This window comes from Devosia sp. Z11_6 (assembly GCF_058133665.1).
This window is the reverse complement of the sequence record NZ_JBYUNQ010000001.1, coordinates 798,414-817,474: the sequence shown is the minus strand read 5'-3', so window position 1 is coordinate 817,474 and position 19,061 is coordinate 798,414. Positions and strand designations below refer to the sequence as shown.

At 63.3% G+C, this 19,061-nt stretch carries 17 protein-coding genes and 1 other RNA gene; 4 read left to right on the top strand and 14 right to left on the bottom strand.

All coding sequences use genetic code 11. The features are described 5' to 3' along the window. Positions 1–6: 6 nt before the first annotated feature. From AC3YMN_RS03880 to rsmH, 5 genes are read right to left on the bottom strand one after another with little or no spacing between them, the layout of a single operon-like run. On the bottom strand, positions 7–1,401 hold the full coding sequence (locus tag AC3YMN_RS03880; protein WP_489888988.1) for a UDP-N-acetylmuramoyl-tripeptide--D-alanyl-D-alanine ligase: 1,395 nt from the start codon (positions 1,399–1,401) through the stop codon (positions 7–9). Continuing rightward, a complete protein-coding gene (locus AC3YMN_RS03875; protein WP_489889197.1) occupies positions 1,401–2,843 on the bottom strand; it encodes a UDP-N-acetylmuramoyl-L-alanyl-D-glutamate--2,6-diaminopimelate ligase in 1,443 nt (480 codons plus the stop codon). The genes AC3YMN_RS03880 and AC3YMN_RS03875 overlap by 1 nt, the downstream gene beginning before the upstream one ends. Positions 2,844–2,873: 30 nt before the next feature. Further along, positions 2,874–4,583: a peptidoglycan D,D-transpeptidase FtsI family protein gene (locus AC3YMN_RS03870; protein ID WP_489888987.1), complete on the bottom strand. Its 1,710-nt coding sequence runs from the start codon at positions 4,581–4,583 to the stop codon at positions 2,874–2,876. Continuing rightward, a complete protein-coding gene (gene ftsL / locus AC3YMN_RS03865) occupies positions 4,583–4,966 on the bottom strand; it encodes a cell division protein FtsL (protein ID WP_127753571.1) in 384 nt (127 codons plus the stop codon). Before ftsL ends, AC3YMN_RS03870 begins: the two co-directional genes overlap by 1 nt. Beyond that, positions 4,963–5,964 (bottom strand): 16S rRNA (cytosine(1402)-N(4))-methyltransferase RsmH, encoded by a 1,002-nt coding sequence (rsmH, locus tag AC3YMN_RS03860; RefSeq protein ID WP_489888986.1) that lies wholly within the window; start codon positions 5,962–5,964, stop codon positions 4,963–4,965. The genes ftsL and rsmH overlap by 4 nt, the downstream gene beginning before the upstream one ends. Positions 5,965–6,183: 219 nt before the next feature. Between rsmH and AC3YMN_RS03855 the strand changes: the two genes are divergently transcribed. From AC3YMN_RS03855 to AC3YMN_RS03845, 3 genes are read left to right on the top strand one after another with little or no spacing between them, the layout of a single operon-like run. Further along, positions 6,184–7,677 (top strand): sensor histidine kinase, encoded by a 1,494-nt coding sequence (locus tag AC3YMN_RS03855; RefSeq protein WP_127753572.1) that lies wholly within the window; start codon positions 6,184–6,186, stop codon positions 7,675–7,677. Then, positions 7,674–8,117, top strand: a complete 444-nt coding sequence (locus tag AC3YMN_RS03850; protein WP_127753573.1) for a response regulator — start codon at positions 7,674–7,676, stop codon at positions 8,115–8,117. The genes AC3YMN_RS03855 and AC3YMN_RS03850 overlap by 4 nt, the downstream gene beginning before the upstream one ends. A 3-nt stretch (positions 8,118–8,120) precedes the next feature. Then, positions 8,121–9,158 carry a sensor histidine kinase gene (locus AC3YMN_RS03845; protein WP_172123668.1) on the top strand — a complete coding sequence of 346 codons (1,038 nt, stop codon included), beginning with the start codon at positions 8,121–8,123 and terminating at the stop codon, positions 9,156–9,158. A gap of 2 nt (positions 9,159–9,160) precedes the next feature. On the opposite strand, the gene rnpB is transcribed toward AC3YMN_RS03845, so the two are convergent. The 7 genes from rnpB to AC3YMN_RS03810 all read right to left on the bottom strand — a co-directional run bounded on the left by rnpB (position 9,161) and on the right by AC3YMN_RS03810 (position 16,171). Beyond that, an RNA gene (rnpB, locus tag AC3YMN_RS03840) (RNase P RNA component class A) lies at positions 9,161–9,553 on the bottom strand. A 33-nt stretch (positions 9,554–9,586) separates the two neighbouring features. Next, complete coding sequence (locus tag AC3YMN_RS03835; RefSeq protein ID WP_127753575.1) at positions 9,587–10,342, bottom strand: J domain-containing protein; 756 nt, start codon at positions 10,340–10,342, stop codon at positions 9,587–9,589. Positions 10,343–10,449: 107 nt separating this feature from the next. Continuing rightward, positions 10,450–11,295, bottom strand: a complete 846-nt coding sequence (locus AC3YMN_RS03830) for a hypothetical protein (RefSeq protein ID WP_489888985.1) — start codon at positions 11,293–11,295, stop codon at positions 10,450–10,452. A 157-nt stretch (positions 11,296–11,452) separates the two neighbouring features. Continuing rightward, the gene (gene metF / locus AC3YMN_RS03825) at positions 11,453–12,349 is read right to left on the bottom strand and encodes a methylenetetrahydrofolate reductase [NAD(P)H] (RefSeq protein WP_172123670.1); all 897 of its coding nucleotides are present in this window, start codon (positions 12,347–12,349) and stop codon (positions 11,453–11,455) included. 17 nt (positions 12,350–12,366) lie between these two features. Next, on the bottom strand, positions 12,367–13,311 hold the full coding sequence (locus tag AC3YMN_RS03820; RefSeq protein WP_489888984.1) for an ArsR/SmtB family transcription factor: 945 nt from the start codon (positions 13,309–13,311) through the stop codon (positions 12,367–12,369). Positions 13,312–13,375: 64 nt separating this feature from the next. Next, a complete protein-coding gene (locus tag AC3YMN_RS03815; RefSeq protein WP_489888983.1) occupies positions 13,376–14,500 on the bottom strand; it encodes a DUF2336 domain-containing protein in 1,125 nt (374 codons plus the stop codon). Positions 14,501–14,650: 150 nt separating this feature from the next. After that, positions 14,651–16,171, bottom strand: a complete 1,521-nt coding sequence (locus AC3YMN_RS03810; protein ID WP_489888982.1) for a catalase — start codon at positions 16,169–16,171, stop codon at positions 14,651–14,653. A 122-nt stretch (positions 16,172–16,293) separates the two neighbouring features. On the opposite strand from AC3YMN_RS03810, the gene AC3YMN_RS03805 reads away from it, so the two are divergent. Next, the gene (locus tag AC3YMN_RS03805) at positions 16,294–17,196 is read left to right on the top strand and encodes a hydrogen peroxide-inducible genes activator (protein WP_489888981.1); all 903 of its coding nucleotides are present in this window, start codon (positions 16,294–16,296) and stop codon (positions 17,194–17,196) included. Here the strand turns inward: AC3YMN_RS03805 and rarD are convergent. Together rarD and AC3YMN_RS03795 are read right to left on the bottom strand one after the other, a co-directional pair. Continuing rightward, the gene (gene rarD / locus AC3YMN_RS03800) at positions 17,193–18,140 is read right to left on the bottom strand and encodes an EamA family transporter RarD (RefSeq protein WP_489888980.1); all 948 of its coding nucleotides are present in this window, start codon (positions 18,138–18,140) and stop codon (positions 17,193–17,195) included. The genes AC3YMN_RS03805 and rarD overlap by 4 nt on opposite strands. Positions 18,141–18,221: 81 nt before the next feature. Beyond that, complete coding sequence (locus AC3YMN_RS03795; protein WP_489888979.1) at positions 18,222–19,055, bottom strand: alpha/beta fold hydrolase; 834 nt, start codon at positions 19,053–19,055, stop codon at positions 18,222–18,224. Between the last annotated feature and the right edge of the window lie 6 nt (positions 19,056–19,061).

The window sequence follows — 19,061 nt, the reverse complement described above, 5'->3', positions numbered from 1 at the left end:
GGTGGGCTATTTCTGGTGGAAATGGCCCCGGATTTTTTCAACGACGCCCGCTAGCCCCACGCCGTTGGACCCTTTGATCATAACTGCATCGCCCGAAGCAAGATCGTTGAGCACGATCATCCCCATCTCTGCTGCCGTTTGTGTGTGGCAAGCCACACGCCCGGCGCCCAGTGTAGTGGCGAGGGCGGCCATTTCGGGGCCGACCAGGTAGATACGCTCGGCGCCCGAGCGCAGAACTGCTTCGGCCAGGCTGGCATGGAGTGCAGCGCTTTGAGCGCCAAGCTCACGCATGTCGCCCAGCACCAGCAGTTTGCGGCCGCCGGGTGCGGGCTGGGCCGCAAAGACGTCGAGCGCCGCAGTCATCGAGGCGGTGTTGGCATTGTAGCTTTCATCAATCAGCAGCAGCGGGCGCTCGGGATCGCCCAGGAGCAGGCGCTGCCCCCTGCCCGGCTGTGCGCCAAAGCTGGCCAATGCTGCCACGGCAGGCTCCCGGCTTATTCCGGCGAGGTCAGCGACAATCAGCGCTGCAACGGCATTGACCACCATATGGCGGCCCGGAGTGTTGAGATGGAGCGAGATGCGCTCGCCGGCATGCTCGAGCGTGGCGGTGCTGCCCTCGGCTTGCAGATCCGCTTCGAGGATGCGCCAGTCACAGCCCTCGGTGAAGCCATAGGTGATCACCCGTTGAACGCCCGCCTTGCTTGCCGCCTCGAGCAGCAGCTCGATCTGGGGGTGATCGGCATTGAGCACCGCGGTGCCGCCAGGCTCGAGCCCCTCGAAGATCTCAGCTTTGGCCGCGGCGATGGCTTCCAAAGAACCGAGATTTTCCAGATGTGCGGCGGCCACATTGGTGATAACGGCGACATGCGGCCGCACCAGTTGCGACAAGGGCGAGATCTCGCGGGCGGCGTTCATGCCCATTTCGAAGACGCCGAACTGCGCTTCCGCTGGCATACGGGCCAGCATCAGCGGCACGCCCCAGTGATTGTTGAAACTCTTGATCGATGCATGGGTCGGACCTGCCGCCTCGAGCACGGTGCGGATCGCCTCCTTGGTGGTGGTCTTGCCAACGCTGCCGGTGACGCCAACCACCAGCGCCTCGCTCCTGGCACGGGCGGCGCGAGCGAGATCGCGCAGTCCCTCCAGCGCATCGGGGACGACGATGCAGCCGTCTTGTTCGCCCCGACCCTCGCTCACCAATGCAGCAGCGGCGCCATTGGCCAGGGCTTGGGCCACAAAGTCATGACCATCGAAGCGGTCGCCCTTGATGGCGACGAACAAGGAATCGGGACCCAGGTCACGCGAGTCGATCGAGACCGAGCCGATGCTCGCCCCAACCGTTCCCACCATCCGCCCCCCTGTGGCTTGCAACAGGGCGTCTCGGGTCCAGAGTGCGGGCATCAGAGTCTCTTGATTGCCTCGGCCACGGCTTGGTGGTCCGAGAAGTGGTGCTTGGTCGTGCCGATGATCTGGTAATCCTCATGCCCCTTGCCGGCAACGAGCAAAACGTCGCCGGGCTGGAGCGCGGCAACGGCGGTGCTGATGGCTTCGCCGCGATCGCCGATCTCTGCGGCGCGGGGTACCGCATGCATGATCTCGGCGCGGATCGTGGCGGCAATTTCGGTGCGGGGATTGTCGTCAGTGACGATGATCTTGTCCGCCAGCTCGGCTGCAACGGCGCCCATCTGCGGACGCTTGCCCTTGTCGCGATCACCGCCGGCGCCAAAGACCACACGCAGATCACGCGTCACATAGGGGCGTAAAGCCACGAGCGCGGTCTTCAAGGCGTCGGGCGTGTGGGAATAATCCACGAACACCGCCGCGCCGTTGTGCTCGGCTACGAGCTCCAGGCGCCCCTTGGCGCCACGCAGCTGCTCCACCGCGGCGAAAGCCTGCGCCTTTGGGACACCGCTCGCTATCGCCAACCCGGCGGCGACCAGGGCATTGCCGACCTGGAACTCGCCGGTGAGCGGAAGGTGAAAGCTCACGGTTTCGCCTTCGAAGCGGACCTCGACGCGCTGCCCGTAGCCCTGCGTTGTCACCGAAAGGATCTGGATGGCAGCCCCGGGGGCATGGCCAACGCCCAGCAGCTTTGCGCCCCGTTCGGCCGCGGCCGCGAGGAAAGCCGCGTGCTCGGGATCGTCCATATAGACCACCGCCGTGCCGCCATCGGCCAGCAGATCGCTAAAGAGCCGCAGTTTAGCCGCGCGATACTCATCCATATCGGCGTGGTAATCGAGATGATCGCGCGTCAGGTTGGTGAAGGCGACAGCGGCAAAGCGCATACCTTCGAGACGCCGCTGGTCAAGACCATGGCTGGAGGCTTCGAGCGCGACATGGTCGATGCCCTGCCCCTTGAGCGCGCGCATGTTCTGGTGGATCGATCGCGCGTCGGGGGTGGTGAGACTGCCCTCGATGTGGCGCGTGGCGGTTTGCACCCCGAGCGTGCCGATGCTGGCGCCAGCAATTCCGGCCTGCTGCCAGATCTGCCGCACGAAAGACGCGACGGACGTCTTGCCATTGGTGCCGGTGACCGCCACCACGGTTTGCGGCTGGGGCGCAAAGATGCGCGCGGCGGCGCGGGCATAGGCGGCACGGACATCGGGAACCAAGATGACCGGCACGCCCGGATCTTGGGCCGGCGCGAGATCGGTGACCACTGCCAGGGCCCCGCGCCCCACCGCATCGGCGATAAAGGCATTGCCATGCACCGCTGCGCCGGGGAGCGCAAAGAACAGCTCGCCCAGCTCGATCCGCCGGCTGTCCGAGTTGAGGCCGAACACCGCACCCAGATCCTCGACCGGCGCGGCGCCTGATCCTTCCAGCAACTGGGATACGCTCAGTGACACTGCAACAGGTCCTTGTGGTTCGCCTTAGTAAACGCCAGCGGGCTTCAGCGCCTGATCGAGCGCTTCGGAGAAATCGGGCGCGATGCCCAGCATGGGCGCAACCCGCTGCACGATGCGGCCGGTGACGGTACCGGCATTCCAGCCCGCGGTGGTGCCGGACTGCGGGTTTTCGGCCTTTGGCTCGTCGACCATGATCACCATTGCATAGCGCGGATTGTCCAGCGGGAACGCCGACGCAAAGAAGTTGGTGACTTTGCTGGAAGAATAGCGGCCGTCAACCACCTTTTCGGCCGTGCCGGTCTTGCCGCCGACGCGATAACCCAGCGCTTCCTTGTTCATCTGCGAGCCCGAACCTTCAAGGGCATTAAGCCGCATGAGATAGCGCAGGGCATCACTGGTGGATGGCTGCAGGACGCGCCGGTACAGGGTCTCGGCCTCCCCCAGGTCACGCTTGTAAAGCGTGGGAGGCACGTAATTGCCGCCATTGACGAATGCTGCATAGGCTACCGCCATGTGCAGCGGGGAAACCGATAAGCCGTGACCGAAAGACGCGGTGGCCGCGCCAACTTCGGACAGCTGCTTGGGAACCGTTGGCAAGCGCATCTCGGGCAGCTCGAACGGTACCCGCTGGTCAAAGCCCATCGTGCTCAGGAACTGCCGGTAGGGCTCCTTGCCCATGGCCTGCATGATGCGGATCGTGCCGATATTGGACGAGTATTTATAAACTTCAGGCAGGCTGAGAATGCGGTGCTTGCCGTGGAAGTCATCGATGGTGAAGCGGCCAAAGCGAACGCCGAAGCGCGCATCGAACTGATCGCCCACCGACACTGCGCCGCTATCGAGTGCACCGGCAATGGTCACGGTCTTGAAGATGGAGCCGGGCTCGAAAAGGCCGGCCGTGATGCGGTTGAAGCTGTCTTTGACCAGTGCGGAGGCGGGATCATTCGGGTTGAAATCGGGCACGGAGGCGAGCGCAATGACCTCGCCGGTATGCACATCGAGCATGATGCCGGCGGCAGCAATCGCCTGGTAGCGCGTCATCGCGTCCATCAGCTGCTCGTGCATCACATGCTGGGCGCGCATGTCGATGGAAAGCTCAACCGGGGTCAGCGCATTGCCGCGGGCAAGACCCAGCTCCTGCAGGAGCGCGACGTTTTCGCCGTCCATGTGCCGCTCGATGCCGGCAATGCCCTGGTTGTCGATATTGGTTGAGCCCAGAACGTGGGAAGCCTCGGCCATGCCGGGGTAAAAGCGCTTGGATTCCGTGATGAAGTCGATGCCTGGAATGCCCAGCCGCATCACCCGCTCCTGGATGGAGGGCGACAGCTCGCGCTTGAGCCAAACAAAGCCCTTGTCGCCGGTGAGCCGGTCGCGCAGCCACTTCTCGTCGAGATCAGGGATGACCGTGCGCAGTTTTTGCACGGCTTCTTCCACATCGATGATGCGGCGCGGCTCGGCAAACAGCGAGGGAACACGAATATCGACCGCCATTTCGAGCCCATTGCGGTCAAGAATTGGTGGGCGAGTCGCGGTGATCAGGTCGCGTGCCTGCCCTTCGATCGTGGAGTCGGGCACGACCATGCCCAACTGCACCAGCCGCGCGCTCACCAGGGCAAAACCCAGCACGATCGCGAAGATCATCCAGCGAATGCGCGCCTGGGTGAGATTGCCGCGAACCTTGCGGGCGCCGTCGAGCGAAATGGGCGGGGCGAAATTCTCGTGCGCCAAGGCCATTACTCAATACCCTCAAGTTCGAGAATAGCGTCGATGGGGTCGATGCCGGCGTCCAGCGACTGGAACAGCGCGTTAAGCGCGGCGCTGTTGGGCTTGACCGGCCGCATGGGGAGACTCGCAAAAGAGCCAAACTGCTCTTGCTTGACCGGCACAATGCCTAGCGCCGCCTGGTGCCGACGAACGATCGGATCGATATGGCCGGGCTGGTTGAGCACCGCCCAATCGGCCTTGAGCAGAGAAAGGTCACCCTCCTGCTGGTCGATGCGGGCGATCAGCGCGGTGCGCTCACTGGCGGTGTGCTCGATGGAGAATTTCAGCGCGTAAACGCCCGAAAGCATCAGCACGCTGGAAAACAGCAGCAGAATGTTGAGGTTGCGGATCATGCATTCCCCCGGATTGTTGGCACGCCAAGGCCCTCCATTCGCACCGGACGGGCGGGCGCAGCGCCCCGGACCGCCCAGCGCAGAATGGCCGACCGCGAGCGGCTGTTGCGCTCAAGCTCGGCGCTGCCAGGCTTTTTCGCCTTGGCAACTTCGACCCAGCGCCGCTGTTCGCCCACCACCTGCGGCAGGTGCCGTGACTGAGTTGGCGCGCCCTTGTCGGGATCAAAGAAGCGTTTGACGATGCGGTCTTCAAGGGAGTGGAAGGTAATGACGGCGAGCCGCCCACCTTCACCTAGCAGGCGCTCGGCCGCGAACAGGCCCTGCACCAACTGCTCGAACTCGGCATTAACGGCAATACGCAGCGCCTGGAACGAGCGGGTGGCCGGATGGGCATCGCCGGGTTTGCGGCCGATGGCTTTCTCGATGATGCGGGCCAGCTGCAAGGTTGTTTCGATTGGCGCTTCCTGGCGGGCCGCCACGATGAACTGGGCGATACGCCGCGACTTGCGCTCTTCGCCGAAGGCATAAAGCAGGTTGGCAAGCGCTTCTGCCTCAAGGCCATTGACGAGATCAGCAGCGCTTTCGCCTGCCCCGCTCATGCGCATGTCGAGTGGACCCTCGCGCATGAAGGAAAAGCCGCGCTCGGCCTCGTCCAGCTGCATCGAGCTGACGCCGATATCGAGCACCACCCCGTCAAACGGGCCCTGCTCGCCCGCCAAATCGTCAAGCTGGGAAAATGTGCCCGGCAGAAAGGTAAACCGGTCGGGGTAGTCGGCCTTCAATGCATCGGCAAAGGGCAGCACGCTTGGATCGCGATCAATGCCCACGACCTCGGCCCCGGCAGCCAAGAGCGCGCGGGAATAGCCGCCGGCACCAAAAGTGCCATCAACGATTCGCTTGCCATGAACAGGCGCAAACACCGCCAGCACCTCATCGAGGAGCACGGGGATATGCGACATATTCTCTTGGCTGGCTTCGGGCATCTTACTCTTGCCCATGCGACCATAACTCCACGCCCGCGTCGATGCGGGTCACTCAAACCAAGCTCACTCTTGGACCAGTGTGTTTAAGATTCTGTTTCCCATGTCGCGCACGCGGCAAGTTGCCGATCACACCCGACGCATCGCGCGCGACGCCTGCCCACCTGGAGGGCGGAATTCAAGGTTGCCCCCTCCAGCGGATTAGGCCATGAACAACCGTCACTTCAGGGTAATTTGATGCCGATATCGAACAATGCCTTTGTTCGCGCGACCACCATTCTCTTGTTGGTCGGCTTTTTTGCACTGGTCGGCATTGTCGGCACGACGATCTGGCTGGTTGAGCGCACTCAGGGCTATTTCAACGAGGTGGTCGTATCGCGCGAAATCCGTAGCGCCGCTACCGATCTGCGTAACGCATTGGTGGACGCCGAAACAGGGCAGCGCGGTTTTCTGCTGACAGGCAACGAAGCCTATCTGGAACCCTATACCGGGGCCGTTCAACGCCTGCCCGTGTTGCAGCAGCGGCTGGTCACCGTGCTGGCGCCCTATCCCCAGCTTCGCGAAGGCCTTGTCGAACTCCAATCTGCCATCGACATCAAGCTGCAAGAACTTGCCCGAACTATTGATCTCATGCGCGCTGGCGACCGTGATGCCGCCCTGGCGATCGTCAACAGCGACACCGGCAATGAGAACATGGGGCGCACCCGCGACTTCCTCGTGGCACTGGTGGCAAGCGCACAGGAGCGCCTCGATACCGGCGTGGTCGACCAGCGCAATGCCGCCACCGCGCTGCGTTGGGTCGCCATTTTTGGCGCGCTGGTGATCGTTGCTGTGGTGGGGGGCTCAGTCTGGACAGCGTTGGCCTATACCAGGGAAATTGCCCGGGCGCGCCGCGAAGTGGAAGAAGCCAATCAAAGCCTTGAGGAGCGGGTGCAGGAACGCACCGCGGACCTGGGCAAGGCCAATGAGGAAATCCAACGCTTCGCCTACATCGTGACCCATGATCTGCGCGCGCCTCTCGTCAACATCATGGGGTTTACCAGCGAACTGGAAACCAGCGTCGCTACCCTGCGTGACTATATGAGCGAGCGCGAAGAATCGGGCGATCCGAAATTCGCCGAGGCGCGCCTGGCCGCCACGGAGGACCTTCCGGAGGCGATCGGCTTTATCCGCTCTTCGACCCGCAAGATGGATGCACTGATCAACGCCATCCTCAAGATTTCCCGCGAAGGCCGGCGCCAGCTCAAGCCCGAAGCACTGAACCTCGCCGAAATCATCGACGCTTCGGTCAGCGCCATCCAGCATCAGGTGACGGAAAATGGCGGCTCGGTTACAACCGAGGTCAAGGTCGCACGCCTCGTCACTGACCGGCTTTCGCTGGAACAGGTGCTCGGCAATCTCCTGGACAATGCGGTCAAGTACCAGGAACCTGGCCGACCGCTGACCGTGGCCATCCGCGCCCTGCCCGCGGAGCGCAACCGACTCAACATCGAAGTGATCGATAACGGCCGCGGCATTGCGTCTACTGACCATGAGCGCGTCTTTGAACTTTTCCGCCGCTCTGGTAGCCAGAGCCAACCGGGCGAAGGCATCGGCCTGGCGCATGTGCGCACCATGGTGCGCAGCCTGGGTGGCGAAATTACCCTCTCCTCGGAGCTGGGCAAAGGAACGACCTTTAGAATCAATCTGCCGCGCGATCTGCGCAGCTATCTCGGGAGCAATGCAAAATGAACTCCGGCACACCCGTCACCATTGTCATGATCGAGGACGACGAGGGGCACGCGCGGCTGATCGAGAAGAACATCCGGCGGGCCGGCGTCAGCAACCAGATCATCCCCTTCACCGACGGCACCTCGGCGCTGAACTATCTGATGGGCAATGATGGCAGCGGCGAAGTCAGCAGCGGACGGCAATTGCTGATCCTGCTCGATCTGAACCTGCCCGACATGACCGGCGTCGACATCCTCGAGAAGGTCAAGAGCAACGAACATACCCGCCGCTCGCCGGTCGTGGTGCTGACCACCACTGATGACCAGCGCGAAATCCAGCGTTGCTATGATCTGGGCGCCAATGTCTATATCACCAAACCGGTCGACTATGACGGGTTTGCCAACGCGATTCGCCAGTTGGGATTGTTTTTCTCGGTGATTCAGGTTCCGGAAGCCGACTGACCCATGCCTAACCGCACGCCCTATGTGCTCTATATCGATGACGATGCCGGCCTTGCACGCCTTGTGCAGAAGGCAATAGAGCGACGCGGCTATATCTTCGAGCATGCAACGACGGGCGAACAAGGCCTGGCGCGCATTGCGCAAGGCGGCATCGACGTGGTGGCGCTGGATCATAATCTGCCCACCGGCACCGGGCTCGATGTTCTGGCTCAACTGGCCGATATGCCTGACCGGCCGGCGGTGGTTTATGTCACTGGCACGGTGGAAACGGCCGTGGCGGTGGCGGCGCTCAAGGCGGGCGCGGCCGATTACGTCCTTAAAACCGTCGACATGGACTTCCTGGAACTCCTGACCAGCGCGATCGGCCATGCCGTGGACCTGCAACGCCTCAACCGCGCCAAGGCCAAGGCGGAGCAGGAAATGCGCGAGGCCAAGGACCGCGCCGAAACGCTGCTGGGCGAGGTCAACCACCGCGTGGCCAATAGCCTGGCCATGGTGGCGGCGTTGGTGGGCCTGCAGGCCAATGCCATCACCAATGAGGAAGCTCGCAGCGCGCTGGCCGAAACCCAGGCCCGCATCCAGGCTATCGCGGGCGTGCACCGGCATCTCTACACCACTGACGATGTGCGCTCGGTCCATATTGGCGAATATCTGCAAAGCCTTGCCAGCGAACTTGAAACCTCGATGCAGGCGGCGGGCAGCCTTTCGCGCATCCTCGTTGCGGTCGAGAACATCTCCATTCCCACGGAAAAGGCCGCTTCCGTGGGTGTTATCGTGACCGAGCTCGTCACCAACGCCATAAAATACGCCTATGGCGCCGATGCCGGTGGCGAAGTGCGCATCAGCGTTGCCCGCAAGGGCGAACTGATCGACCTGGTGGTGGAAGACGATGGGATCGGCTGGAACGGCACCGGCAAGCCCCAGGGCACGGGCCTGGGCAGCCGTATTGTCAAGGCAATGGCCCACGGCCTTGGGGGCACTGTCGCCTATCAGGCCGAGGGACGCGGCACCCGCGTGTCGCTCCAGTTCTCTGCCTCGTAAAAGGCGCCAGTTGACCTGTAAGCCGGGTTCTGTAGGGCACCGCGCTTGCGCGCGGTACGTGGTGACCATTCATCTAGGACGCCTGTTGCCAGGCGCCTCGTGCAACCAACCCGGATGATCTGGCCTCAAAACCGGCTGGGGCATGAAGCCCCGCGTCATCCCTATTTGGTCTTGCTCCCGGTGGGGTTTACCGTGCGGTCCCCATTGCTGGGTCCCCGGTGCGCTCTTACCGCACCCTTTCATCCTTACTCCGGCGCGCCGGAGCGGTTTGCTTTCTGTGGCACTTTCCCTGAGGTCGCCCTCGCCGGGCGTTACCCGGCACCGTGTTTCGAAGGAGCCCGGACTTTCCTCTCCCGGATGGTTACCCATCCGGCAGCGGCCACCCGGTCAACTGGCATGGGCCTTGTAGAAACGGATCGTTGGTGCCGTCAAGCACTGCTGGGCAGCAGCGGCTGGACGCGTGGCTTGGTAATCGCCTGATAGGCCAGATTAATCGCCGCCATGCGCGCTGTAGCAACCTCGATCAGTTCCTCAGGTACGCCCTTGGCGATGAGACGGTCAGGGTGGTGTTCGGCAACAAGAAGGCGATAAACGCGGCGCACTTCTTCTGGTGGCGCGCCGGGAGTCAGGCCAAGCACGAGATAGGGGTCAAGATCGCTATCCAGCATGACATGCTGGGCCGAGATCTGCTCGAAGCGCGCTTCATCAAAGCCGAAGATGTTGCTCACGGAGTGGAGATATTCCAGCTCGGCCTCATGCACCATGCCGTCGGCGGTAGCGATAAAGAACAGGCTATCGAGCACATGCTCGAGCGTGTCGGGACTGTCGGCGAAAAAGCGGCCGATCTTGCGGGCATAGCTTTCAAAACCCGCTACATCCTGCTTGGCCAGATTGAACAAGCGCTCAACCTGAGGCTCCTGCTCCTGGGAGACTTCGACCGTCGCGTTGAAGGCACGCACTTCCGAGGCGGTCACCGCCCCATCGGCCACCGCCATCTTGGCCGAAAGCGCAATCAGCGCGAGGGTAAAGGCTGCGTCGCGTCCGCCCGGCAGCCAGGTGTCGGGATCAAGGATATTGGCGACAGAGCCGGCCAGTCCAGTGCGACGCGTGAACGAGCCGAGAAAGGCCGAGAGTTTCTCCCAGCGATCCTTGTTCTCTTCCACTTTGCGCACACAGCACAGCATTGCGGCTCCTTTCGGCAGCGTCCGGCGAACGACTCGTCGGCCAGTTGGGTTGGGAAAATACCGGCGGCGTGGGGCGGCGTCCACCACTCCCCGCGCATGCCAGCCCATCAGCGGAAGGGGACGATATAAACTTCCTCAACGGGCCCGATCAGGCGATCCCGGCCCCGGCGAACCGGTTCCTCGGGATAGAATTCTTCCTCAAAGCCGGCGGTCCTTCCGGATCCGCCCTGGCGCCGGTTGAGGAATTCGGAGAGCGGGCCGGACTCCCAGTCCTCCAGATCGTCAGCGTCGATCCGGCCACGGTCGGCACTGACAACATCGGGCGGAATGATCACGGGCTCATCCCGGCTCGGTGCCACGGCAATCTGCGCCGGGGGACGCATGGACAGTGGCATCGGCACGGGTGCCACCTTCTGGGGCGGCAGCGAAGCGACTTCCACGGGGTCAACTCCAGGAGCCGCGGGCTCGAGCGGCGCAGCGGCAACGGCCGGAGCGGGAGCCGGAGCCACAACGGGAGCCGGAGCCGTCGGTTGAGCGGGGGCAGCCTGGGGCGCAGAATTGGCCTCGGTGATATAGGAAGGCATCGCCTTGCCGGACTCGAGGAACGAGTTCACCGGATCGCCGGGCTTGTTGCCGGTTTTTGCGGGCTCGGCCACGGGCTTGACCGGCTCTACTGCCTTGGCGGGCGCCGCCGAATCAGCCTTGACCGGGGCGATCGCGGCTGGCTTGGCGGCGACCGGAGTTGTTGGTGCGCTGGAGACAGCTTCCTTTACCGGCTTGGCTGTGGGCCGTTCGCCCGCTGGCGCAGGGATCGGCGCCTGGGGCGAGGTGACGGCCACGCGCTCGGGCTCGCCCAGCAGCTGGGCTGACAGCATATCGGCGACGGGTACGCCGACAACAACAAACAGACCGGCCCATGCCAGGCCATTGGTGAGACGACGATCGAATTTCATGTTCTCAAACCCTGTTGTCCCGCCCTCAAAACCGGGAGAAAGACGGTTTTCATGGCCATTTCAAGGAGACCATGTCAGCCCGCCACATAGCGGCCACGCGCCTGAACAGAACCTGAACGGCATCTGGCCACGCCACCAGAACATGGTTAAGGCGGAATTAATTGGCGCGCCGCCCCAGCAGCCGGGCAAGCGCCAGCACCAGGTTGGAGCGGTTGAGCGTATAGAAGTGGAAGGCGGTGACGCCTTCGTCGAGTAGCTCGGTGACCTGCTCTGCAGCCACGGCGGATGCCACAAGCGCATGGGTTTCCGGATCATCGTCCAGGCCCTCGAATCGCTCGACCATCCAGGGTGGGATGGAAGCGCCGCAGCGGGCGGCAAAGCCCGAGATCTGCTTGAAGCTGTGGATGGGCTGGATGCCGGGGATGATCGGGGCGGTGATGCCGGCGGCGCGAGCACGTTCCAGAAAGCGCAGGTAATCGGCATTGTTGAAGAACATCTGCGTGATCGCGCGGGTGGCGCCGGCGTCGAGCTTGCTCTTCAAATTATCGATATCGCTTTGCCAATCGGGGCTTTGCGGGTGCCGCTCGGGATAGGCCGCGACGGAAATGTCGAAATCACCGATGCGGCGGATACCGGCGACGAGGTCCGCGGCGTTGCGGTAGCCTTCGGGATGGGGCGTGAAGGGCTGCCCTACCCCTTCCGGCGGATCGCCGCGCAGGGCAACGATGCGGTTGACCCCGGCGGCTTGATAAGCGCGCACGACGGCATCAACCTCGTCGCGCGTGGCGCCGACGCAGGTCAGGTGCGCGGCACCCGATAGCCCGGTCTGGTCGGTGATGCTCGACACCATGCGCAAGGTGCGTTCGCGCGTCGTGCCCCCGGCGCCATAGGTGACGGAAACGAATTCGGGGTGGAGCGGCGCGAGCTTGTGCAGGCTTTCCCAGAAGCGCTCCTCGGTAGCGTCGTTCTTGGGGGGGAAAAACTCAAAGGAAAGGTGAAGCGGCGGGCGCTTTTCCGCAAGTTGCCGGCTGGTGCGGTCGCTGTCTTCGATCATGGCTGTTCCATTCAAGTTTATGCGCAGAGGCGCCACAGGCAGACGGTCAGCCCGCGTTCGCCATTGTCACTGGGGAATTCCCGCACGGTCTGAACCTGCAGCCCGGCACTCGCGGCCCAACCGCTCATCTGCGCCTGGGACAAGCCCAGCCGACGATGCGCGTGCTCGGTGCGCAGGAATTCCAGTTCATGAGGGGCAAAATCGACAATCACCATCTGCCCGCCTGGCTTGAGCAATTCGCGCGCGCCCATCAGCATGCGGCCCGGATCATCGAAATAATGCAGAACCTGGTGGATCACGATCGCATCGGCCGGTCCGAGTGCAGGGTCCAGTTCGGCCATGTCTCCGAGCCGCACCTGCGCATGGGTCACGCCGGCCGACCCAAGCCGCGCGCGCGCCACGCTCAACATTTCGCGGCTGGAATCAACGCCGATGCCGCGCTTGTAGCGGTCGGCCAGCAGCTGGAGCATGCGCCCGGTGCCGGTACCCAGATCAAGCAGCAACTCCACCGCCCCTGCCTGGAAGCCCTCAAGCACAGCCGATTCGACGGCGTCTTCAGGAACATGGAGCGTTTTGAGCAGGTCCCAGCTGCCGGCGACCTTGGCGAAGTAATGCGCCGCCTGCGCCTGCTGGGCGGCACGCACCTCGGCCTGCCGCTCGCAGTCGCGCACCCGCTCTGGGTCGGTGTGATCCACCCGCCCCACCAGCCATTGCGCAACCGCTCCCGCTTCGCCATCCTGGGCGAGGCCATAATAAGCCCAGGCGCCCTCGGCATTGCGTTGCACGAGGCCAGCATCGGCTAGGAGCTTGAGATGGCGCGAAACGCGCGGCTGGCTTTGATCAAGGATTTCGGTCAGGTCCTTGACGGAATGATCCCCGCCAGCGAGTAAAGCCAGAAGGCGCAGGCGAGTCCCCTCACCTGCCGCCTTGAGCACTCCCACCAATTCCGCCAACTCAGCCATCAGCCCTCACGAGATATAAAGATATCTTTATATCCCTTTGGGACGGAGGTCCAGAGGCTTGGGCCTAGGCGGAGGCGCGTTCGTCGGTCGCGGTGCGCTTGCGGAAGGAATGGGCCCGCCACAGCGCAAATATCTCGTCGGCTTCCTCGCGATCCATGCCAACGAAACGCTGCTGGATCAATGCCTTGTCATCGGCACTGGGCAGATCGCGCCAGGGCAGCACGGCAAAAAGGGCTGCAAACAGGTCGGGCGCAACGCCCGCGGCCTTGAGCGCGACGCTTACCGCGACATAATCCTGGCTCGCGAGCCACTTCACCACCACTTCCGGGGTGATGCGCAGCATTACGCTGATGGCAGCGGCCGCGTGGTGGCCATAGCCAAAGCGGGCAAAGCGCGCGAGCGCGCGGTCGTCCAACTGCTTGCGATCGGACAGCGCCTTGACCTGGTTATAGGCCAGCTTCCACTCGGAGGCGGCAAAGCCGACGCCATTGCGGATGCGGTTGAACACCACGGCGTTGACCTTGCCAGCGGCCACCGGATCCAGCGTGCTCTCGGCCCGCGAGAGATCTTCCAGCACCTTGTCCGACAGCTGGTGGATCTCGCCGCGCAGCGACTGCCAATCCAGATCGTGCCGGCCGCGCAGGTCATGGGCGATCTCGGCGTCCTGGGTGGCGCGGGCGACCAGCTTTTGCAACGTCGCCCGGTCGAACTCGGCATGGGAATTGCGCACCAGCCGCACCAGCGAGGAAGTCTCGCCATGCTCGATAATGGCCTCGCCCACCCGTTCGGGCACGCTGGGGCGACTGGCAATGGCGACACGATGCGCTTCGCTCTGCTTGCTGATGATGTCGATCAGATCGTCGTCACTGAGGACATTGGAGAATTCGAGCAGCGGACGCGCCACTTCGATATCATCATTGGCGAGCTTGACCACGACAGTGCCCGGAGCGCGTTCCAGCGGCGCCAGCAGCTTGGCGACATGGGCGCGGGCTTCCACCTCGACCAGCTCGGCCAGGTGGCAAAGCACCTCATCATATTGGGCAACCTGCTCATCGTCGCAGCGGTCGGAAACATAGCTGAACAATTGCGCCATGTTGCGGAACAGCTGTTCGCGCTCGGAGTGATTGTCCTCGCCATTCAAGACCCGGAAGCTGGAGAATGCGCGTTGGCCTTGATCGAGTTCGTTCATCGGTGGTCTCCACGACTATGCGTAAAACCACCCTGCGCCCGCACTCGCTTGCGCCCGGTCAAACGGATGCGGAGCAATTGACTAAAATTGTACGCAACCAGATAGAAGAAAGGGGCGCAACCAGTGCGCCCCTTCGATCATCTCTGCGACTTAGTGCGAGCCGACTTCGCTGCTGTGGCTGGTGCTGATGCTCGAGGTCTTCTCGGCATCGGTTTCGCCCTTCACCTTGACCAGAGCTGCCCGCACGCCGGCGCCATAGGCCGGGTCCACCTGATCGAACAACGCCAGCTGGCGATCTTCGATGAACTGGGGGATGCCGTTCATGGCTTCGGCAATGTTGGAGAACAGCCGCTGGCGCTGGCCTTCGTCAAAAAGGGCAAACAGTGCCCGCGGCTGGCTGAAGTGATCGGCCGTGCCACGGAAGTCATAGCGGCCCACTACGCCTTCATAGCGGTGCGGTGGTTCGGCAAAGCTCGGATCTTCCACCGGGCCGCCAAAGCTGTTGGGCTCGTAATAGGCGTCCGCATTGGTGCGCATACCGAGCGTGGCTTCGCCGTCGCGGTGATAATGATGCACCGGGCAGCGGGGCTTGTTGACCTCGATCGACTGATAGTGGACGCCGATACGGTAGCGCTGCGCATCGGGATAGGAGAACAAGCGGCCCTGCAGCATCTTGTCAGGCGAAAAGCCGATGCCCGGGACCACGTTGGACGGGTTGAAGGCAGCCTGCTCGATGTGCTGGAAGTAGTTCTCGGGGTTCTTGTTGAGCTCGATCTCGCCGACCTTGATCAGCGGATAGTCGGCATGGGGCCAGACCTTGGTCAGGTCGAACGCGCTCCAGCCGGTGCGGCTCTCGAACTCGTCTTCTTCGCCTTCCGGCATGACCTGGATGAAGAAGGTCCACTTGGGGAACTGACCGTTCTCGATCGTGGTGTAAAGCTCTTCCTGGTAGCTCTCGCGCGACTTGGCAATGACGTCCTCAGCTTCACGATTGGTGAAGGTGCGGTGGCCCTGCTGGGTCTTGAAGTGGAACTTAACCCAGAACCGCTCGCCATTGGCATTCCACATGGAGAAAGTGTGGGAGCCATAGCCGTTCATAAACATCGGCGCCTGGGGGATGCCGCGGTCGGACATGAGGATGGTGACCTGGTGCAGCGATTCCGGGCACAGCGACCAGAAATCCCACATGGCGGTACCCGAGCGCAGATTGGTGCGCGGATGACGCTTCTGGGTGTGGATGAAGTCAGGGAACTTGTAGGGATCAGCGACAAAGAACACGGGCGTGTTGTTGCCCACGATGTCCCAGTTGCCCTCTTCGGTATAGAACTTGAGCGAGAAGCCGCGCACGTCGCGTTCGGCGTCGGCGGCACCCTGCTCGCCGGCCACAGTCGAGAAGCGGAGCAGCATTTCGGTCTGCTTGCCCACATGCGAGAACAAGGCGGCACGGCTATAACGCGTAATGTCCTCGGTGACGGTCAGGGTGCCATAGGCGCCCCAGCCCTTGGCATGCACCACGCGCTCGGGAACGCGCTCGCGATTCTGGTGCGCGAGCTTTTCAATCAGCTGGTAGTCCTCGAGCAGCACCGGGCCACGCGGGCCGACGGTCTTGGCATTCTGGTTATCGGTAACCGGCGCACCGGCGGTGGTGGTCAGTCTTGGTCTGTCGCTCACGAGAAACTCCTTGCGCCAACGAGTCAGCAAGCTGGACCCGTTCTAATCTGGCAGCTTTGTGCCCAATCAATCTTCATCAGGCAAATTGATTGATCTTCTTAATGCGATAAGATGAACCTATCATGAGCTTTACCCTCAAACAGCTTCGCTACGCCATCGCGGTCGCCGATCTCGGCCATTTCGGCCGCGCGGCCGCCGCCTGCAACGTTACTCAACCCGCACTTTCCCAGCAAATTCAGTCACTTGAAGCCTGGTGCGGAATCCCGATCTTCGATAGGCTGGTGCGGGAAGTGCGCCTGACGCCCTTTGGGCGCGAGTTCGTTGGGCGGGCCCGCCCGCTGCTATCGGGAGCCGAGGCGCTGGCGAGTTTTGCCGCCGGGCCCGCCACCGCGCCCGACCGACCGCTCAGGTTCGGGCTGATTCCAACTGTGGCGCCCTATCTGCTGCCCGATGTTTTCCCGGCCCTGGCGCAGCGGCTGCCCGAAATGCGCTTTGCCATCAGCGAGGACCGCACGGGCGCCTTGCTGGCGGCGCTGGGCGACGGGAGCCTTGATCTGGCGCTGATCGGCTCCGAGCTGCCAAGGGGCGGCCCCAAGCTGAGCAGCCTCCCCTTGTTCGAGGATCCCTTTGTGCTGGCCACGAGTTTGGCGGAAGCGCGCGAGGGTCCGGTATCGCTGGCCGGCGTGCCGCCTGAGCGCATCTTGTTGCTCGATGAAGGCCATTGCTTTCGTGACCAGGCCATTGCGGCTTGCGATCTCGGCAGCGAGCTATCGAGCCGTACCTTTGCCGCCACTTCGCTGTCCACCATTGTGGAATTTGTTGCCGCCGGCCAGGGCGTGACGCTGTTACCCCGCATTGCTTTGCGCAAGGAAGCGGGCGACCGCATCGCCATCCACCCCTTGGCGCCGCCCCGCGCAGGCCGGCACCTGTCGCTTGTATGGCGAGATGGATCGCCATTTGCCGGGGTGTTTGAACAAGTGGCCGAGCTGATCCGCGAGACCGGGATGGGCGAGGCCAAAGGCTAGCCTGCCGGAACGGGCTCCACCGGCAGCCGGCGATTGCGGAAGCTGTCATAGCTGAACACGGCAAGGGACAGCCAAATCAGCCCAAAGCTGAGGAGCCGCACACCGTTGAGCTCCTCGTGGAACACGAAGACGGCGACCATGAACTGCAGGGACGGCGAAATATATTGCAGCATGCCGATCGTGGTCAGGCGCAGCCGCTGCACGCCATAGGCGAACAGCAGCAGCGGCACCGCCGTGGCGGGGCCGGTCAGCATGAGCAGCACCATCGTGCCCGGATCAGCATGGGCGCCCCAGCCATAGGTCGCGATGTTGAAGACGACATAGGCCAGGGCCGCCGGAGCCAGCAGCACCGTTTCCCCGAACAGGCCCGACACCGGGCCGGCCATAACCGTTTTGCGGAAGTAGCCGTAAAAACCGAAGGTCAGCGCCAGACCGAGCGCGATAAAGGGAAAGCTGCCCATGCCGATGGCCTGGAGCAGGATGGCGAAGGCGGCGATGGCGATGGCAATGGTTTGCAGGCGGTTCTGCCGTTCGCCCAACAGCACCATGCCCATGGCGACATTGACCAGTGGATTGATGAAATAGCCAAAGCTGGCCTCGATCACCTGACCGGTTTCCACCGCCCAGATATAAAGTAGCCAGTTGCCGCCCAGCAGCACCGCGGACACCAGCATGATGATGGCCTTGCGCCGATCGGCAAAGAGAGCGCGAACTTCGCCGAACTTGCGCGTGACGAGCAGGATAACGCCCAAGAGCAGCAACGACCACAGCGTGCGCTCGGCGACGATCATCACCGAGCCCACCGCATCGAGCTGCCGGAACAGCAGCGGCAGGAAGCCCCAGCACAGGAACGTGCCGATCGCGGCAAGAACGCCGGTGCGCGCGTCGGCGCTTTGCGGGCGCGTCGTGGATGGGGACGTAGCGGGGGAAGTTGGCGCGGACATGGGATGCTCCGCCCCGGAACCGGGGCTCGGGTGTCCTTAGCAGGGGCGTGACAGCGGCGCCAAGACCCTTGTGGTCACCGGCTAGTCGAGCTCAGGCGAGCCGCCGCCTTCAATGGCATCGAGGAACTGCAGCAGCAGCGTGTTGACCAGATCAGGCCGCTCGATGCTGGGCAGGTGGGCGACGCCCTCGAGCACCGCGGCAAAGGCGTTGGGCATTTCTTCAGAAAGGTGGTCGTGCCGCTCGATGAGGGCGCCGAAATCCTCGTCGCCCACCAGCAGCAGCGTGGGGGCGGCAACCTCCCCTACCCGGCTCCAGGCTTCGGACGCGCGCTCCCCTTGCGTGAGTTCGGGCTTGCGCAAAGCAATGCCGTTCATGTCGAGGAACAGCTCGCGCACCGCCCCGCCAACGCGGCCGCTTTGGGCGCGCGGACCATCGAGCCATTGGTGAGCCTGCACCTTGTTGAGCATGTCGAGATCGCCGCGCTCATAGGCGTCTTCCTCGGCCGCTTCCACCGCGGCTTCCATGTCCGAAGTGCTCCAGGGCGCGCCGGTCACCGACGTGCCGAGCAATGCGAGACCGATGATGCGGCCGGGATGGCGCAGGGCAAAATCGAGGGCGAGGCCACCCCCGAGCGAGCAGCCCACCAGTACGGCGGCATGGATATCGAGCGCATCAAGCAGTGCTTCGAGATCATCGAGATGGCTAAAGGGCTCGTCGGGGCTTTCGCTTTCGCCGAAGCCGCGCCGGTCATAGGCGATGGTATGCCAGCCGGCATCGGCGACCGCCTGCATCTGGCTGGCCCACATGCGGCTGTCGGCAACGCCGGCATGCAGGAAGACGACGGGCAGGCCCTCGCCCAGTTCGGAGCCGGCCAGGATTGCCTGGCCGATCTCGATGTCGAATGGCTCGCCCATCATTAT

Excerpts from the sequence above, each read along its gene's own strand:
- rarD (WP_489888980.1), bottom strand. The coding sequence starts at position 18,140 with ATGTCCGCGCCAACTTCCCCCGCTACGTCCCCATCCACGACGCGCCCG.
- metF (WP_172123670.1), bottom strand. The coding sequence starts at position 12,349 with ATGATCGAAGACAGCGACCGCACCAGCCGGCAACTTGCGGAAAAGCGC.
- rsmH (WP_489888986.1), bottom strand. The coding sequence starts at position 5,964 with ATGGGCAAGAGTAAGATGCCCGAAGCCAGCCAAGAGAATATGTCGCAT.
- AC3YMN_RS03820 (WP_489888984.1), bottom strand. The coding sequence starts at position 13,311 with ATGGCTGAGTTGGCGGAATTGGTGGGAGTGCTCAAGGCGGCAGGTGAG.
- AC3YMN_RS03855 (WP_127753572.1), top strand. The coding sequence starts at position 6,184 with ATGCCGATATCGAACAATGCCTTTGTTCGCGCGACCACCATTCTCTTG.
- AC3YMN_RS03795 (WP_489888979.1), bottom strand. The coding sequence starts at position 19,055 with ATGGGCGAGCCATTCGACATCGAGATCGGCCAGGCAATCCTGGCCGGC.
- AC3YMN_RS03835 (WP_127753575.1), bottom strand. The coding sequence starts at position 10,342 with ATGCTGTGCTGTGTGCGCAAAGTGGAAGAGAACAAGGATCGCTGGGAG.
- AC3YMN_RS03805 (WP_489888981.1), top strand. The coding sequence starts at position 16,294 with ATGAGCTTTACCCTCAAACAGCTTCGCTACGCCATCGCGGTCGCCGAT.
- AC3YMN_RS03815 (WP_489888983.1), bottom strand. The coding sequence starts at position 14,500 with ATGAACGAACTCGATCAAGGCCAACGCGCATTCTCCAGCTTCCGGGTC.
- AC3YMN_RS03830 (WP_489888985.1), bottom strand. The coding sequence starts at position 11,295 with ATGAAATTCGATCGTCGTCTCACCAATGGCCTGGCATGGGCCGGTCTG.
- AC3YMN_RS03850 (WP_127753573.1), top strand. The coding sequence starts at position 7,674 with ATGAACTCCGGCACACCCGTCACCATTGTCATGATCGAGGACGACGAG.
- AC3YMN_RS03880 (WP_489888988.1), bottom strand. The coding sequence starts at position 1,401 with ATGCCCGCACTCTGGACCCGAGACGCCCTGTTGCAAGCCACAGGGGGG.
- ftsL (WP_127753571.1), bottom strand. The coding sequence starts at position 4,966 with ATGATCCGCAACCTCAACATTCTGCTGCTGTTTTCCAGCGTGCTGATG.
- AC3YMN_RS03870 (WP_489888987.1), bottom strand. The coding sequence starts at position 4,583 with ATGGCCTTGGCGCACGAGAATTTCGCCCCGCCCATTTCGCTCGACGGC.
- AC3YMN_RS03845 (WP_172123668.1), top strand. The coding sequence starts at position 8,121 with ATGCCTAACCGCACGCCCTATGTGCTCTATATCGATGACGATGCCGGC.